The organism is Rhizobium pantanalense, assembly GCF_030182525.1.
Lineage (GTDB): Bacteria > Pseudomonadota > Alphaproteobacteria > Rhizobiales > Rhizobiaceae > Rhizobium.
Map to the genome: position 1 here is coordinate 21005 of NZ_JAQJCH010000010.1, position 16725 is coordinate 37729.

General features: G+C 59.0%; 16 protein-coding genes. 5 read left to right on the top strand and 11 right to left on the bottom strand.

Annotated elements, in window-relative coordinates:
* Window positions 1–141 precede the first annotated feature (141 nt).
* From PH558_RS23600 to PH558_RS23620, 5 genes are all read right to left on the bottom strand, one after another.
* Window positions 142–1521, bottom strand: a complete 1380-nt coding sequence (locus tag PH558_RS23600; RefSeq protein WP_285206953.1) for an aspartate aminotransferase family protein — start codon at window positions 1519–1521, stop codon at window positions 142–144.
* Between the two features lie 31 nt (window positions 1522–1552).
* Entirely contained in the window at window positions 1553–3049 is a 1497-nt protein-coding gene (locus PH558_RS23605; RefSeq protein WP_285206954.1) for an NAD-dependent succinate-semialdehyde dehydrogenase, read from the bottom strand.
* 119 nt (window positions 3050–3168) lie between these two features.
* Window positions 3169–3663 carry an Lrp/AsnC family transcriptional regulator gene (locus PH558_RS23610; protein WP_095438206.1) on the bottom strand — a complete coding sequence of 165 codons (495 nt, stop codon included), beginning with the start codon at window positions 3661–3663 and terminating at the stop codon, window positions 3169–3171.
* A gap of 301 nt (window positions 3664–3964) precedes the next feature.
* Complete coding sequence (locus PH558_RS23615; RefSeq protein WP_285206955.1) at window positions 3965–4681, bottom strand: DUF3846 domain-containing protein; 717 nt, start codon at window positions 4679–4681, stop codon at window positions 3965–3967.
* A 163-nt stretch (window positions 4682–4844) separates the two neighbouring features.
* Window positions 4845–5789 (bottom strand): LysR family transcriptional regulator, encoded by a 945-nt coding sequence (locus PH558_RS23620; protein ID WP_285206956.1) that lies wholly within the window; start codon window positions 5787–5789, stop codon window positions 4845–4847.
* Window positions 5790–5920: 131 nt separating this feature from the next.
* On the opposite strand from PH558_RS23620, the gene PH558_RS23625 reads away from it, so the two are divergent.
* The 5 genes from PH558_RS23625 to PH558_RS23645 all read left to right on the top strand — a co-directional run bounded on the left by PH558_RS23625 (window position 5921) and on the right by PH558_RS23645 (window position 10506).
* Window positions 5921–6634 carry a phosphoribosyltransferase family protein gene (locus PH558_RS23625; RefSeq protein WP_095438941.1) on the top strand — a complete coding sequence of 238 codons (714 nt, stop codon included), beginning with the start codon at window positions 5921–5923 and terminating at the stop codon, window positions 6632–6634.
* A gap of 457 nt (window positions 6635–7091) precedes the next feature.
* Window positions 7092–7664, top strand: coding sequence for an aminotriazole resistance protein (locus PH558_RS23630; RefSeq protein ID WP_095438203.1), 573 nt, complete (start codon window positions 7092–7094; stop codon window positions 7662–7664).
* A gap of 19 nt (window positions 7665–7683) precedes the next feature.
* Window positions 7684–9207: an ABC transporter ATP-binding protein gene (locus PH558_RS23635; RefSeq protein ID WP_285206957.1), complete on the top strand. Its 1524-nt coding sequence runs from the start codon at window positions 7684–7686 to the stop codon at window positions 9205–9207.
* Window positions 9204–9884: an energy-coupling factor transporter transmembrane component T family protein gene (locus PH558_RS23640; RefSeq protein WP_285206958.1), complete on the top strand. Its 681-nt coding sequence runs from the start codon at window positions 9204–9206 to the stop codon at window positions 9882–9884. Before PH558_RS23635 ends, PH558_RS23640 begins: the two co-directional genes overlap by 4 nt.
* Window positions 9874–10506, top strand: a complete 633-nt coding sequence (locus PH558_RS23645) for a phosphoribosyltransferase family protein (protein WP_095438201.1) — start codon at window positions 9874–9876, stop codon at window positions 10504–10506. The genes PH558_RS23640 and PH558_RS23645 overlap by 11 nt, the downstream gene beginning before the upstream one ends.
* Before the next feature lie 674 nt (window positions 10507–11180).
* Here PH558_RS23645 and PH558_RS23650 read toward each other — a convergent pair.
* The 6 genes from PH558_RS23650 to PH558_RS23675 form a co-directional block, all read right to left on the bottom strand.
* The gene (locus PH558_RS23650) at window positions 11181–11918 is read right to left on the bottom strand and encodes an ABC transporter ATP-binding protein (protein ID WP_285206959.1); all 738 of its coding nucleotides are present in this window, start codon (window positions 11916–11918) and stop codon (window positions 11181–11183) included.
* The gene (locus PH558_RS23655; RefSeq protein WP_095438198.1) at window positions 11915–12760 is read right to left on the bottom strand and encodes an ABC transporter ATP-binding protein; all 846 of its coding nucleotides are present in this window, start codon (window positions 12758–12760) and stop codon (window positions 11915–11917) included. The genes PH558_RS23650 and PH558_RS23655 overlap by 4 nt, the downstream gene beginning before the upstream one ends.
* Window positions 12747–13625: an ABC transporter permease gene (locus PH558_RS23660; RefSeq protein WP_446740130.1), complete on the bottom strand. Its 879-nt coding sequence runs from the start codon at window positions 13623–13625 to the stop codon at window positions 12747–12749. The genes PH558_RS23655 and PH558_RS23660 overlap by 14 nt, the downstream gene beginning before the upstream one ends.
* 20 nt (window positions 13626–13645) lie before the next feature.
* Window positions 13646–14674, bottom strand: coding sequence for an ABC transporter permease (locus PH558_RS23665; RefSeq protein WP_285206960.1), 1029 nt, complete (start codon window positions 14672–14674; stop codon window positions 13646–13648).
* Between the two features lie 19 nt (window positions 14675–14693).
* On the bottom strand, window positions 14694–16289 hold the full coding sequence (locus PH558_RS23670) for an ABC transporter substrate-binding protein (protein WP_095438195.1): 1596 nt from the start codon (window positions 16287–16289) through the stop codon (window positions 14694–14696).
* A gap of 62 nt (window positions 16290–16351) precedes the next feature.
* On the bottom strand, window positions 16352–16546 hold the full coding sequence (locus PH558_RS23675; protein ID WP_285206961.1) for a hypothetical protein: 195 nt from the start codon (window positions 16544–16546) through the stop codon (window positions 16352–16354).
* Between the last annotated feature and the right edge of the window lie 179 nt (window positions 16547–16725).

A 16725-nucleotide genomic window follows, 5' to 3' on the forward strand; every position in this document is an offset into this window, starting at 1 on the left:
GATTGATCCGGTACAATTACAGGAATCCATGTACACCATTCGGCGCCGGATGGCGACGACCGAATGCAATGGCGCGGCCTATTGTCAACAACAGGCCGCGCCATTGGCTAGGACGTGTAGGGTCGTCTCGTCAGGAGCGGATCAGCGGCCCGAAAGTACGCTTTCGATGGCGCCGGCCGCTGCCTTGACGACGGTATCGGCTTCCTCGCGCGTCAGGCACAGCGGCGGTGCAAAGCCGAGGATGTCTCCCTGCGGCATGGCGCGGCCGATGACGCCGCGCTCGAGCAATGCCGCCGCCACCTGCGGTCCGATCTTCTGCGCGGGATCGAAGAACTTGCGATCATCCTTGTCCTCGACGAATTCGATGGCTGCCATCAGCCCGTCGCCGCGAATCTCGCCGACATGCCTATGGCCGCCGACGGCCTTGGCAAGTTCGGAGCGGAAATAGGCGCCGGTCGAGCCCGCATTTTCGACGATGTCGAGTTCGTCGACCAGCTCGAGATTGGCGATACCGGCAGCCGCGCAGATCGGATGGGCGGAATAGGTCCAGCCATGGCCGATGGCGCCGAGTTGATCGGATCCCTGGACGAGCACCTGCCACATCTTGTCGGAGACGATGCTGCCTGATAGAGGCGCATAGGCAGACGTCAGGCCCTTGGCGATGGTGATCAGATCCGGTTTCATGCCGTAATGATCGGAGCCGAACATCGTGCCGAGGCGACCAAAACCAGTGACGACTTCGTCGGCGACGAGCAGGACGTCGTATTTGTCGAGAACGGCCTGGATCTTTTGCCAGTAGGTCTTCGGTGGCGGAACGATGCCGCCGGTGCCGAGGATCGGCTCGCCGATAAAGGCTGCGACCGTCTCCGGACCTTCAGCGAGGATCATCTCCTCCAGCCTGTCGGCGCAATGCTGCGCAAACTGTTCCTCGTTCATTGACCGGTCGGTGCGCCGGAAGAAATAGGGCGCTTCGGTATGGAGGATCGGCGCGCGCGGTAGGTCGAAAGCCTTATGGAAGAGTTCGAGGCCGGTGAGGCTGCCCGTCATGACGCCGGAGCCATGATAGCCGCGCCAGCGAGAGATGATCTTCTTCTTTTCCGGTCGGCCGAGAATATTGTTGTAGTACCAGATGAGCTTGATGTTGGTCTCGTTGGCGTCAGACCCGGAAAGCCCGAAATAGACGCGGCTCATGCCTTTGGGCGCACGGTCGATGATCATCTTAGAAAGCGTGATCGAGGCTTCTGTCCCATGGCCGACATAGGCGTGATAATAGGCGAGGTTCCTTGCCTGCTCGGCGATCGCATCGGCGATTTTCTGCCTGCCATAGCCGACATTGACGCAATAAAGGCCGGCAAACGCATCAAGGCTCTTCTTGCCGGCGGTATCCGTGATGTAAACGCCTTCGGCGCCGGCAATGACGCGGGTCGGCGTCTCGCCGCGCGCGTGCATGCCCATATGCGTCGAGGGATGGAAGAAATGGTCCCTGTCCCAGGCGTTCAGTTCGTTGCGCTTGTCCAGCATATTATCGTTCCTTCTTTTTCTACTCGCGGTGTCAGGCTGTCGTGTCGACGCAGAGATATTTGAGCTCGGTGAAAGCCTCGATGCCGTGGCGGGAGCCTTCTCGGCCCAGACCTGACTGCTTCCAGCCGCCAAACGGGATCGGGCCGCCCGTGATCTTCACGCGGTTGATGGCCACCATGCCGTATTCGAGCGCCCGACCGAGCCGCATCTGCCGCGCGCCGTTCGTCGTCACGACATAGGCGACAAGGCCGTATTGGGTGTCGTTGGCCCGGGCGACAACCTCGTCCTCGCTGTCGAAGACGCTGACGGCTGCGACCGGTCCGAAGGTTTCCTCATGCATGATCAGGGCATCCGGCGAGGGATCGACGAGCAAGGTCGGCTGGAAGAACAGCTTCCCGGCTGGGTGCCGTTTTCCGCCTGTTGCAAGCCTCGCGCCGTGTTTCAACGCGTCGGCAACATGCTCCTCGATCTTCGTAATGGCGCGCTCGTGCATGAGAGGTCCGATATCGACGGCACCATCCAATCCGTTCCCGACCTTAAGAGCTTCGATGCGCTTGGCGAACGTCCCAACGAAAGCGTCCATGATCGGGCGCTGGACGAAGATGCGGTTGGCGGCGAGGCAGTCCTGGCCGGAGGTCGCGAATTTGGCATTGATGGCGATATCGACAGCGCGGTCGAGATCCGCATCGTCGAAGACGATCAAGGGCGCATGGCCGCCAAGTTCCATCACAAGTCGCTTCATTGTCCCGGCACACTGGCCGGCGATCATCTTGCCGATGCCGGTCGATCCGGTGAAGCTCAATGCCCTGACCCGGGGATCTTCGCAGAAGGCGCCGACGATGGTTGCGGCATCGCCGGTCACCACGTTGAAGACCCCGGCCGGAAGCCCGGCGCGTTCGCCGAGTTCAGCAAGTGCCAGTGCCGATAGCGGCGTTTCGGACGACGGGTGAGCGACGACAGTGCAGCCGGCGGCAAGTGCTGCAGCGGCCTTGCGCGTGATCATCGCGGAAGGAAAGTTCCAGGGCGTGACGATACCGACAACGCCGAGTGCTTCCCTGCGGACGAACATTTCGGCATCCGGCAGGTGGCTGGTCACACTCTCCACATTGATGCGCTTCGATTCCTCGGCATACCATTCGATGAAGCTTGCGGCGTAATCGATCTCGCCACGGGATTCGGCAAGCGGCTTGCCTTGTTCCAGCGTCATGATGAGCGCCAGATCCTCGCGTGCCTCCAGCATGAGTTCATACCACTTGCGCAGAATCGCCGATCGCTGCTGCGGCAGAAGCGAACGCCAGGCGGCAAAGGCACGCGCGGCAGCATCGATGGCGCCGATGGTCTCCTGCCTGTCGAGACTGGCGACCCACGCAAGCGTCGCAGACGATGCAGGGTCGGTGACCTCGAAGCTTTGATTGGCTTCGCCGGCGACCCAACGGCCTGCGACATAGGAGAGGTCTCGCAGCAGATGACGGTCGTTCAGCCGCGAAAGGGCTTCATGATAGGTGGCGCGGGCGTGGAGCGCGGTCATGGTCGGGTCTCTCTTTCCAGATAGCCGATGCTGTCACGGAACGATGTGAGAGATTGTCCATTGCTGGCGACTGGTAGAGAGAAAGGATCTAAAGTGAAGCGCGGCGCTAGAGAGTTTCTCTATTCGCTGTCCGACGTGCCCGGAGAAAGCAGGTCGGCGACGGGAAGCACCGTCTCCTCCTTCACAGTCTTGGTGACGATGTAGGTGAAATAGCGTTCGATGCCGAGGTCGCGATTAAGAAGGTCGTCGATCAATCGCTGATAGGCATCGATATTGGCCGCCATGATCTTCAGGATATAATCGACGCCGCCGCCGACAGCCCAACAGGCCGCGATTTCAGGAATGGCCGCCACTGCCCGCTCGAAACGATCGAAGTCGATCTGCCGATGATTTGCCAGTGTCAGTTCTACCATGACGCTTGCGACCGGTGCGAGACGACGGAGTGCCAGACGGGCGTGATAGCCCGTGATGATCCCGGCCTTTTCAAGCTTACGAAGGCGTAGCCAGCATGGCGTCGGCGACAACCCCACCTTATCGGCCAGCGCGAGCTTGGTGATGCGGCCATCGCGCTGAATGGCATCCAGTATCCGCAGATCGATTGCATCAAGTTTCATGTGAAAGCTGCTTGTTGTCGTCGCTTGTCGTTTCCAGACCAATGGCACTCGAAACCAGAGCTGACAAGCTTGCTTCGTGGAATTGGGCTGATCGCGCGGCGTTGTCTGATCCTGAATGAGGCTCTTTATCTGCCGGATGGGCAGCGCTGATTATGTTATGCGGCCGCGTTTCGCTATCGGGAAACAGGTTTACGAGCGATGCTCTTCACATCCCATCAGCGGTGGTATCATGGAAAGAAATATAATAGACATTTCTAATATTGCGCTGATGCCAAATCTTATCGTGCATCTTTCTCGCGCCCTATTCTATGATGTTCGGGATCGAGCGTTCAATGCGAACATCCAGACGGATGACGCGCGTGCTGAGAATTTGAGATTCGCGCACGGTTTCGAAAACGGGCAGGAAAACCGGACGAATGATCGTGAACCAGGAAGCGACGTCGTCGATGCCGGCACTGACACTGGTGGTCTTGCCGCTTTCATCCTTGCCGACGATCAGAAGATTGCCGGCTAGCGGCGAAGGATGGCCCTTCAAATCCGCTATGCTGGAAAGCCCGTCGATGAGGCCGTTATCATCGGCATAGAGAAGATGGGAGTCCGCGATGCGGACGACATCGATCCCGCTGGATCCGACCAACTTGCGGATGTGCTCGATCCGGTTGCCGGCGGGAAGCATCACCGTCCGGATCGTTCCGTCGACCGTGCTTAAAAGATATGACTTGGCTTCTGGCATGGGAATTTCTTCCGTTTGCCGTTCGACGAAGCGCGGTTCTTGTGCACGAACGAGGCGAAGCTGCGGTCGTGCTCTCCTATGGGATTCGTATGGGCTATAATCATTCGCCATTCCCTTGCCACCTCGAGAATTAGCAGTAGAAGATATTGGCTTATAGGCGTGAGCTTGTGCAACTTTTGCAAGCATCAAAATTAGTTCGGTGTGTTGCCTTTTCTTCAACGGCAAGGTGCCCCGGACGCCTTTGATCCGAATAGATTTAGCATGGATAATGTTATGCGCCGGCATCCCGGGCTGCCGCTCACGAGAAATGACATGAGCATTGACATCTCAAGCCAAGGTATAAAATGCGCTTGTTGCTACCGTCGATTGATAAAGGGTCGACGGAGACGAGGCAGTGCCGTGATGGAGGCGTCGCCGCGCAAGGAATCCTGTTCAGGTGGGAGAGCGACTACTCCAATGAATGCACAGATTCCTTTCCGGCTCGAACTGCGATCTCATCGAGATATTCCTCGAAATACCTGCGGGCAATGATGGATGTCATCGAGAGGCTGCGCCTGGGATCAACGATCAGGGAAAGGACCATCGGCGGCAAGCCGCTGTCGGCAATGCGAGAGTAGTGCAATCCGTCCTCATGCGGAAGGGACATGCCGGAAGCGATCGCCGTAACCCCGAAACCGCCGCCCTCGCGGACCATGGACCGCATAAGCGACAAGCTGTTGGTCGTGAGGACAGGCTGAAAGCGGATGTCGATACGCGCCGCGGCAATGTCGACGACATCCCGTAGATGGCTGCTGGTGTCGGGAACGATCGTCGGCTTCTTGAAGAATTCGCCTATGGAGATGCTATCCGGCGGCTCTACACCGGGAGTTGCGGGCAGCATGGCGACGAGATGAAAATCGGCGGAGCGCGTAACAATGACCCCCGGGAGGGGCAGGGGGCTGAAGGTCAGTCCGAAATCTGCGCCCCCATCCCTGACCAGCTGTCGCACGCGATCAGAATCCTCCACTGCGATCGCATTGCGGATACGAGGATGGTCCTTCGTGAATCGCGCAATCGCTGCCGGCAGGAAATCGGGTACGGTTTCCTGGGAAGCCGCGATTCTCACCTCGCCGCGGCGTAATCCCTTCAGTTCCTCGATTTCGGATTTGATGCGGGAAAGGTCCTTATTCCATTCCCTGTAGCCATTGACGAGCAATTCGCCCGCCGATGTCAGCCGCATGCCGCGCGGCAGGCGCTCGAACAGGGCAACACCGAATTCCTCCTCGGCGCTGATGAGCTGCTTGTTGATCGCCGAAGCCGACACATTCAGCTTTTCCGCTGCTTTTCTGATCGAGCCATGGTTGGCGATCTCGTCGAGGTAATGCGCGAAGCGAGAAAACAAGAGTCTGCTCATTCGGAAGTATACCTCGTTGAAGAAAAGGAAACACACCGGACGAATTTTGTTGGTTGTAAAAATTGTGTGATCTAGTGTCTATTAAGACAATAATTTGAATGCAATCAATGTGCCAAGAAGGCCGCAGCAGCATGTATCTGGAGACTCCGCAAACCCATCAGGTGCAGGTTGCCGGCGAGAATTTCAGCTTGCCGATCGTCCAGCTGAGCGATCGGCGGGCAATCGCACTGCTGATGGTCATCGATATGGGTATCCGGTTCGGAGACCTCGTCGGCGAGGCCCTTGCCCGTCATTTTGCGCCGTCGCGGCCTGACATCGTCGTCGGCAGCGCTACCTTGGGCGTCCCTGTCGCCATCGAGGTCTCGCGGCGCCTTGGCATCGATCGATATGTAATCCTGCAGAAATCACCCAAATTTCACCTTGCCGACGCCTTGGTCGAGGATGTTCGTTCCATTACGACCGCAGCGCCACAGCGTCTTCTGCTGGATCGCCGTTCGATAAAGCTGCTTCAGGGTAGACGCGTTCTGGTTGTCGATGATGTCATCGCCACCGGTTCCAGCATGGCGGCGGCAATTAGGCTCGTGCGTCGCGCCGGCGCAAACATAATTGGTGCGGGCGCCATTCTGACCGAAGGTCATTCTTGGCGGAACCTGCTTGGAGAGGACGCCAAGCTGGTGACCAGTCTGGGCCATATTCCGCAGTTCGATGTTGTCGATGGAGTGGCGACGCCGGATGCCGCGACCGAAAAGCATGCCTGGGCAGAAGACCGCGCTTCGGTCAGCAGGCCTGTCAGGCAGATCCGGCGGAAACGTTCCGTGGCCCAGAAAGACGCAGCGCGGATATAGGCAGGGTGCCGGCTATTTGCTGAGCTGTCTTTGCCGCACTCGTTCGTCGCTGTACGCATGATTGGGTTGGCCTGCCGATACTGCGTGTGCTAGATCAAGTTTCATATGCAATCATGGGTGGTTTTCGTGATTTGAATTTCTATACGTCGTTTGAATGTTGGAGAGAACTTCCGTGAGCGGGCAATCATCGCTATTGCAATTCCAATCTGCGCGTTACGCTGGCCTTTTCTCCATCGCGCCCGTGAGTTTTAGGGGGCTGAAACAGTAGCCTATGGGGGACCCGGGGGTCTGTAGAGTATAATGTCCTGGCCTCCGTTCGTGATTGGACGAAGTCCGGGATCTGAGTAATCGGATGCGTCAATAAGAGAGCGCGAAACTGCGCCTGAATGATCGCGGAGGGCCGTCCAATGGGTTTTCCGAGAATTTCTGGAAATTACTTTTTAAAGGGACCAAGATCATGCAACCAGCGACCGTTTCACAAACCGACGGCAATACACTCTTTCCTATCGTGCTCTCGATCGTGGCAGCTGCCGCGACTGGCGTGCTTTGGGCTTATGCCAATCCAATCCAGCTCGTGCCCGGCGTCATTCAGTGGCGCATTTTCGCCTTTCTGCCGTCGGTGATCGGCATTCTGCTCGGCTGGCGCAGCGGCTTCATTTGCGGCTATCTCGGCACCATCGTCTGGTCGCTGCTGGCTGGCACCTTCATACCTGCGCATTCGCTTCTTGTTGACGGCATCATGGTCGGCCTGACCGGCCTTGTGCCCGGGCTGCTTTTCGATCCTGCCAAGACGGCTTTCGATCGCAGCGGGCTGATCAAGATCGCCGCGGTCTGCCTTATCGTCGGGCTCGTTATGGTGGCAGCAGTGTCTGCAAGCCTTGCCTATCTCGGCATTTTCCCATTCTGGTGGGGTTTTGGCTATCTCGGCCTGTCCGACATCGTCCCGATGGTTGTCGGCACGCCGCTTCTGATCATCCCGGCCCTGAAAATTCTGAAGAGTGCGCATCCCGCCGGTTTCAAGCGCTTCTGAACCCGATCTGGATCAACAAGTGCTCAATATTGCCAATCTGACGATCGGTTTCGGCGGCGCTGCGCCGGTGCTTGCCGAAACCAGTTTTATGCTTGACGAGGGGCAACGGCTTCTCGTCTGTGGTGAAGCGGGCAGCGGCAAGTCGACATTGCTCGGCGTTGCCGCAGGCCTGATTCCTCGCTTTATTCCAGTTGCCGAATTCTCCGGGCAGGTGGAGCTTGCTGGCCGCCCACTGCTTTCCTTCACAAAGAAGGAGCTATTCGGCACGATCGGCTTCGTGTCGCAAAATAGCGAAGACCAGCTTTGGGACATCTGCGTCGAGGACGTCATCGCCTTTCCGCTGGAAAACAGGGGAATCGAGCGCAACGCGATTCGGGATCGGCTGACCGAACTGATGACCGAATTCAAGCTGCAGGCCTTGAGCGGCCGTCGGGTTCTGACCCTTTCGGGGGGTGAGCGGCGAATGGTCACCATTGCTGCGGCGATCGTCTCCAGCCCATCGATTCTGGTGCTGGACGAACCGACGACCGGGCTTGATCCCGCCGCGCGCGTGCGGCTATCCAATATCCTGCTGAAAGTGCTGGACGGTACCCCGACATTGTTGATCTCGGAGCAGGACCCTTTGGCACTCCGCTCCGTGATAGACAGCATTGCCTTGTTGCGTCGCGGCGGCGTCTCTCCGAGCATGCCGCCGGAGACGGTGCTTAAGCACGGTGCCGCCTGGATCGACGCCGGCATTTTGCCGCCGATGCGCGCCCGGCCGGCGCGGCAGACTGTCGAGCCGGGTCGCCCGCTGTTGACCGTTTCGGGCCTGACGAGCCAGCTTTCCCGATCGCGCGGCAACCCGGTGCTGAAGGACGTCAGTTTCGATGTCCGGGCTGGAGACGTGCTGGCGCTCATCGGCCGTAACGGCGCCGGAAAGACGACGCTGTTCAAATCGATCCTTGGGCTGGTGAAAACCACCTCGGGTTCCATCCTTCTCGACGGGACAAAGGCCGACGACTGGTCTGTCGCGGCAAGGGCGCGCAAGATTGCCTACATTCCCCAGAACATGCGCCATATCCTGTTCAATATGACCGTAATCGGCGAGGTGATCTTTGCCATTACGGCGTCGAGTGCATCGTCGAGCGACCCCGCCGTCGTTGCGCGCGCCAAGGCAGCGCTGGAGCGATACGCACTCTCCGACTTGGCGGAAGCCAATCCGTTTGCTCTTTCGGCTCGCCAGCAAGCACTGCTGGGGCTCGCTTGCGCCGATGCGACCGGCGCGCTCGTTGCCATCATCGACGAGCCGCTTTTGAGCAGGGACATCAAAGGCCGTCAAATGCTGGAACGTTTCATCTCGTCAATGCAGTCTTCGGGGCGGGCGGTCATGCTGATCTCGCACGATCTGGAATTGGTCGACGATCTGGCTACCCGCCTGATGATCCTCGACAACGGCAGGATCGCGTTCGAGGGAGTACCCGAAGACGGCTGGGAAAACGGCACCTTCCGTTCTCTCGGCTGGCAAGCCCCCTACGATATGACAGCTTGGAGCACGGCATGACGCGGCTTCATGAGCTCAACTTCTTTATCAAGCTGGGAATTGCCTTCATCATCATGCTGGCCGCCTGGTTTGCCCCGGGCTGGCGGTTCGGAGTACCCCTTGCGCTTATCTGCCTGGCCCTTCTATGGGGCTTGAGGGTCCCCGGTCTCCGCGGTTACCTCAAGGGCGCCACACTGCTGACCGGCATGGTCATGGTGAGCTGGATGTTAAATCTCTGGTTGCAGGGTCTTTCGACGCCGGAAGCCTTATCGGTCGCGGCGGCGATGGCCGCCAGGCTGGTAACCACGACGGCCGCCTTCTATTTCGTCATGGAGACAAGCTCGCCGGGCGAAATATTGGCGGCGGCAAGTGCTGCGAGGCTGCCGTCCATCGCCACGCTCGTCCTGTCGCTGACCTTCGGCGTCATTCCGATGCTGCGCGATGATTTCGAGCGTATTGCGGACGCTCAGCGTTCTCGCGGCATGGAGATCGACGATGTCGGCCTGCCGACGAAATTGCGTTTTGCGCTGGCACGCGGCATTCCGCTGCTCATCCAGGCGATCCGCATGGCGCACGCCATCTCGTTTTCCCTCACCCTTTACGGGTATGATCTGAAACACAAGCGAACAACCTGGCGAGAAGTCGGCCTGATGGTCGAGCAGCGCCTCAGCATGAAGGATAAGGCCCATGACCCCTGAGACCGCGGACCCGAGAACCGGACAGAACTGGCAGGTCGATGTTGCCGGCTATGCCGTTGAGCTGCCGATCGTGGCAATCAAACCGGATTTTGCCATTTCCCTCATGATGGTCATCGATCTCGGCGTGAAATTCGGTGAGCACGTCGGCATCAAGCTTGCCGCCAAATTCGCGTCGCTCAAGCCCGACATCGTGGTCGGCACGGCAACCCTCGGCATTCCCGTCGCCATTGAAGTGACGCGGGCGCTCGGCCTCGACAACTATGTGGTGCTGCAGAAGTCGCCGAAGATCCATTTGGCAAATGCGCTGGAACAACGCATCTCCTCCATCACCTCCAAGGGCGAGCAGCGCCTGCTGCTGGACCGCGCCGCGATCCCGCTTCTCAAGGGCAAGCGTGTGCTTGTCGTGGATGACGTGGTCGCCTCGGGGTCGAGCCTCAAAGGTTCGCTGGAACTGGTGCGTAAGGCGGGGGCCGAAGTTGTCGGCATTGGCGTTATCCTGACCGAGGCTCGCGATTGGCACGAGACGCTGGGATCCGATTGCGACCTTGTTCAGAGCCTCGCTCACATCCCTCAATTCTCCAGGACCGGCAATTCTGCCTGGGAGCCAATTCCCGGCACCTGAGGCGACGGCTGTCATTAAACGTATTTCGGCTCCGCCGCTGTTTCGACACGTGTTCGATGCCCTGCGCCTGGGCGTGCCATCTGAACGCCGAGACAGCGGTCATCGGTCCTCAGACGTTCCGAAGTTCCGGCAATCACGCTAGACGAAACCCATGCATGAGGCGCTGCGCGCCAAGCAACCTTTTGTCAGGATCGGCAAGCTCGCCACAGCGGCTATTGCTTCCGGACCCTGCAGATGACGGTACCGTCACCCGTTTGCGCCTTCTTGTTGGGATCGATGCATGTCAAGGCATTGGGCTCACAATCCTCGCGGAACTCATACATGCCATTGGGGCCTATAGCTTCCAGATTGGGGGGTTGCGACGGGCAATCCACGGCCTCGGTGCCGCGTTGCTCGCATGCGGAAAGCGTAAGACCGATCAAGAGGAGAGCAAGAAACTTGTGCATCATCTGTCTTTGATTACAGGATCATATGATGAATGCAAACCCAACCGGGCATCATGGACCATATCGAAACCAGGCGAATGGCCACACATCGACCTGTCCTGGGGGCCTTCTGAATTCCGCTATAGAAAAATCATGGCCACGAAAATCGTAATCATGATCCCGATAGGAATCGGACGACGATCTGCCTTCGCGTGAAGATTGGAGCGATCGGCTATCGGTCATATGCGCCTAAAGGAAACTCGCCTCGAAGAGTTCGCGCGTATAGGCGTCGTGTGTCGTGCCGGCCTGCAGATCCGCCTTAGTCAGTTCGTCGACGAAGGTCCCGCCCTTCATGATCAGCACGCGATCGCACATATGCGCGATGACGGCTAGATCGTGGCTGACGAGGACATAGGTTAGGGAACGCTCGTCACGCTGGTCGGCAAGCAGATTGAGGATTTCTGCCTGGATCGACACATCGAGCGCCGAAGTCGGCTCGTCGAGCAGCAGGATCGGCGGTGAGAGGATCAAGGCGCGGGCGATCGCGACGCGCTGACGCTGTCCGCCGGAAAGCTCGTGCGGATAGCGGTTGGCGAAGGCTGGCGGCAGGCCGACCTGGCGCAATGCTTTTTCGACCTTTACCCAGACATCGCCATACCCCATGGCCCGCAGCGGTTCGGCGAGCGCCGTGCCGATACGGTGGCGGGGATGCAGCGACCCATAGGGGTCTTGAAACACCATCTGAGCATGCCGCAGTTCATCCCGCGTACGGGTCTTGCCGACAGCGTTGCCGGCAAGACCGATATTGCCCGACCATCCCTTTTCCATGCCGGCGAGGCAACGCAGCACGGTCGACTTGCCGCATCCGGACTCGCCGACGATGCCAAGCGTCTCCCCCTTGCCGACATCGAAGCTTACCCCTCTGACGACATGGTTCTTCGTCTTGCCGGAGGTGAAGACGACATCAAGATCGCGAACGCTAATCATCGGCTGGTCTCCAGATCAAACTTTGCCCTGTCGAGCACTGCGAGGCGGCGTACCGGCTTGTGCGGGTCCGGCAATGCGGACATCAGTCCGCGCGTGTAGGGATGCTGCGCATCTTCGAGACGGGTCAGCGTCTCCACGATGCGGCCGGAATACATGACGATGATGCGTTCACAGAAGGCCGCGACCATGCGGATATCGTGGCTGATGAGCAGCAGCCCGGAATTGTTTTCGCGCACCAGTTCGTCGAGCAGGCTGAGCACGTCTTTGCGCACGCTGACATCGAGCGCGGACGTCGGCTCGTCGGCGATGACGAGCTTCGGCTTTGCCAGGAGCATCATCGCGATCATGACGCGCTGACCCATGCCGCCCGAGATCTGGTGCGGGTAGAGCGCCATTACGCGCTCCGGATCGGTGATGCGGACACGCTCGAGCATGGCGCACGCGGCATCCCGCGCTTTGCCGCCACGCAAACCCAGATGCAGCCGCGCCGCCTCGGCGATCTGCCTGCCGACAGTCAGCACCGGATTGAGGGAATAACGCGGATCCTGCATGATCAAAGCAATATCCTTGCCGCGCAGGGCACCCATTTGGCGCTCCGACCTGTCCAGCAGGGAGACGCCGTCGAGCGTCATGCCTTTGGCCGTGATGCTTGCGCTCGGCGGTAGCAGGCGCATGACAGCGCGCCCCGTCGTCGATTTTCCGGAGCCGGATTCGCCGACGATCCCGACGCGCTCGCGTCCGACATCGAAACTGACATCCGAGACCGCCGCGAGCGAGTTGCGCCCGAACCGAACGTTCAGGCCCTGAACGGAGAGGATAGGATGGAGATCACGATCTTGCATGGCGGGGATCCAGAATATCGCGCAGTGTGTCGCCGACGATGTTGAAGGCCAGACTTGCCAGAAGGATCGCAATGCCGGGCATGACGGCGACCCACCAGAAATCGAGCATGTATTTGCGTCCGTTGGAAATCATCGCGCCCCATTCCGGCGCCGGCGGCTGGGCGCCTAGCCCTAGGAAGCCGAGGGACGCCGCCGTCAGGATAATGCCTGCCATATTGAGCGTCAGGCGCACGATGACCGACGGGACGCACATCGGCGCGATGTAGAAGAAGAGGATACGCAGCCTGGAGGCTCCATAAAGCCGCGCGGCGGCGACATAGTCGGTGTTCCTGACGACGAGCGCTTCTGCGCGCGCCAATCTTGCAATCGGCGGCCAGGCCGTCAGCGAAATGGCGATGATCGCAGTGCCCAGGCCGGCGCCGAGCGCTGCGGCAAAGGCCAGCGCCAGGATCAGCGACGGAAAGGAGAGCACGATATCGGTGGCGCGCATCAGCAGCGCGTCGATACGACCACCGAAAAAGCCGGCAACCACACCGATCAGAAGACCGATCGGGCCGACGATCACCGAAATCGACAGCACCGTCTGGATGGTGATGCGCGTGCCGAAGATCAGGCGGCTGAGGATATCGCGGCCGAACTCGTCCGTTCCGGCCAGATGCGCAAGGCTTGGCGGCTTCAAGGCGTCAGAAAGCACCTGCACGTTCGGATCATAGGGCGCCAGAAGCGGCGCGAAGATCGCGATAAGGCATAGCAGGGCGAGGATGATGAAACCCGCCAGGCCAAGTGGTTCATGAGCAAGCTTGCCGCTGGCGCTTCTCAGCGAACCCATCATGCGGCTCATGATATTCGGCGGACGGACGGTCATGTCCGCATGGATCGCATCACTCATCGCACGGCCTCCCTGGTGCGCGGATCGAAGACTGCATAGGCGATATCCGCTAGAAAATTCAAAAGCATGAAGAAGAATCCGACAATGATGGTTGCCGCAAGAATGGCATTCATGTCGCCGATCATCAGGGCATTCGTCATGTATTGGCCGATGCCCGGCCAGGAGAAGACGATTTCGGTCACCACCGCGCCCTCAAGCAGCCCGCCATAGGAGATGGCGAGAATGGTGATGAGCTGTACGGCAATGTTTGGAAGGACATGACCGACGATCGTTCGCGCCGGACCGACGCCCTTGGCGCGGGCGGCGATTACATAGTCCTGGCTGAGCTGCTCCAGGGTGAAACTGCGGGTCATGCGGGTGATATAGGCAACGGCCGCATAGGCGAGAATGAAGGCCGGCAGGATGATGTGGCTCAGCGCATTCCAGAAAATGTCCGTTTCGCCTTGCAGGAGGCTGTCCACCAGCAGAAGGCCGGTTTGCGGCATGACGATACCCTCATAATAGACGTCGACCCGGCCAGGGCCGCCGACCCAGTTCAGGCCCGCATAGAGGACGACAAGCCCGACGATCCCGAACCAGAAGACCGGAATGGAATGGCCGACGAGGGAGATGACACGCGCGATCTTGTCGATCAGCCGGTCACGGAACAGCGCCGCCACCAGACCGAGCGGCACGCCGACGAAGGTCGAGATGATGACTGCAAACGTCGCGAGTTCGAATGTTGCCGGAAAGGCCTGGGCAAGATCGGCTGAGACGGGATTTCCCGTCAGGATCGCCGTGCCGAAATCGCCATGGGCGAGCCCCTTCAGATAGATGAAGAACTGCTCGTAAACGGGAAGATCCAATCCGAGCCGCTGGCGCATGGCGGCATAGGCGGCGGGATCGGCCAGTTCGCCGACGATCGCCCCAACCGGGTCGGCCGGCAGGACGCGGCCGATCACGAAGGTGACCAACAGGAGGATGAACAGGCTGACGATCAGATGCGCGATGCGTCGGCCCAGTTCGGCTACGGATAGTTCCTTCATGATCGCTGCCTTCGATTGCTTATTCGGCGTCGGCCTTGGTCACGCTTTCAAGGCGGGTCATCTGATTGGGATGTCCGAGATAGCCTTTGACCCTGGCGGAGAGAACAAGGGGTTCGAACCGCTCGAAAAGCGGCAGGAGCGCCGGCTTCAGATCGACGAACATCTGCTGCATCTGGCCATAAAGTTCCGCCCGCTTCTTGGCGTCAGGTTCCACTGAGGTCTTTTCCGCAAGTGCCGTCAATCCAGGGATATCCCAGGCGGAACGCCAGGCAAAATTACCGGCATTGTTGGCCTCGAGGCGGTTGTCGGGATTGTTGGCGAAATCATCCATGGAGCCGAGAACGTTGGGCATCAGCGCGCTGGTCTGCGGCAGCAGGAGGTCGAAGTTGCGCGCGCGGTGGGCGGCGATGATCTCGGAACCATTGCCCTGCTGGATCTCGACCTTGATGCCGATCTGACCGAGGGAGGCCTGAATGGCGGTTGCCAGATCGATGCGCGGCGTCTGCGATATCGTTTTCAGCGTCAGCGAAAAGCCATCCTTGAAACCTGCTTCCGCGAGCAATTGCCTTGCCTTGGCGACATCGAGGTGCCAGTCCGGATTCGGCAGCGCGTATTCGAAGTTTTCCGGAACGGGAATGTTTCGTGCCCGACCGTAGGGACCCATGATGGTCTTCTCGATGCCCTTATAGTCGATGCCATAGGCGATGGCTTCACGAACCTTTGGGTTGGCGAGATATTGGTTGCCGGCGTTCATAGCCAGCACATAGAAGCCACCCGTCGGCACGCGTTGGATGACGAAATTGCTCTTGGTCTCGAAGGTTTCGAGATCGGACTTGGACAGCGCATTGCCGATATCGATATCGCCGCGGTCGAGCATCAACCGCTCGACCTGGCTTTCCGGCACATGACGAATGATGACACGCCGCATTTTCGGTGCGCCGCCGACATAGGCCTTGTTTGCATCCAGAATGACGATCTCGTTCGGGGTCCATTTGTTCAGAGTGAACGGCCCGGAGCCTGCCGAATGGGTACGCAGCCATGCGTTTCCGGAATCGCCGTTCGCAATATGCTTCTGCACCTCGACGCTATCGACGACGCTCGAAACGCCCAGCGCCAGCCGATAAAGCAATCCTTCCGCCGTCACCTTGTCCGTCAGATCGATGCGCACCGTCTTGGTGTCGACCGCATGGATCTGATTGGCGATCGTTTCGGTGGAATAACCGATGCGCTTGAAATAGGAGGAACCAGACTGGTTGAGCGTCATCAGCCGGGTCAGCGAGAAGACGACGTCATTGGCGGTGACCGGATTGCCGGAAGCGAAAGCGGCATCCCGCAATTTCAGCGTCAGCGACTTGCCGTCATCCGTCCAACTTTCCGCCAGCTGCGGCACGATCTTGCCATCCGCGGTCGTTGCGACAAGTCGATCGTAGAGATTGGCAAGGATTTCAAGCGCTTTAGGTTCGGTGGCCTGCTGCGGATCGAGGGACAGGACCTGCGCGAGCGACGTACCGATCACTAATTGATCTTTAGGCGTGGCAGCCTGGAGCTGCGGTGCCGCCAATGTCAGCATACCGATTGCAGCGCCCATAAACATGGCCTTCGAAAAGTGCTTCATTATGCCTCCTCCATCGAATACTATATAATACGTATGATGTTAACCGCATGTCATATTATGATTTAGCGAAGATCGGCATGGTTGGCAAGGCCCGTGCCGATGGTTGATGCTGAATGACGAGGGGCAAAGTGGAAACTGGCGTAACAATCGATCAGTTGCCATATGGCTTGGCGGCTGGCTTTTGACAGGGCCGGAGAGACGAAGCAGCCTTCGATGTCAGCAATTGTGCCTATCTCGGCAAAATCCGCGCTGGGCAACGGTTAAAAATCCTGTTGGTGACCGCCGCAGGTCAGGACTCTGAATGCGCCTGATAGACGATGTGGGCAGATATGCTGACGAGCCAGCGACGTTATCGCCCGCCATGGAGCAGCAATAGCTCTCGACACCTCATAAAATTCATATTATGTCATATGATATGGATCAATCTTACGGGAGA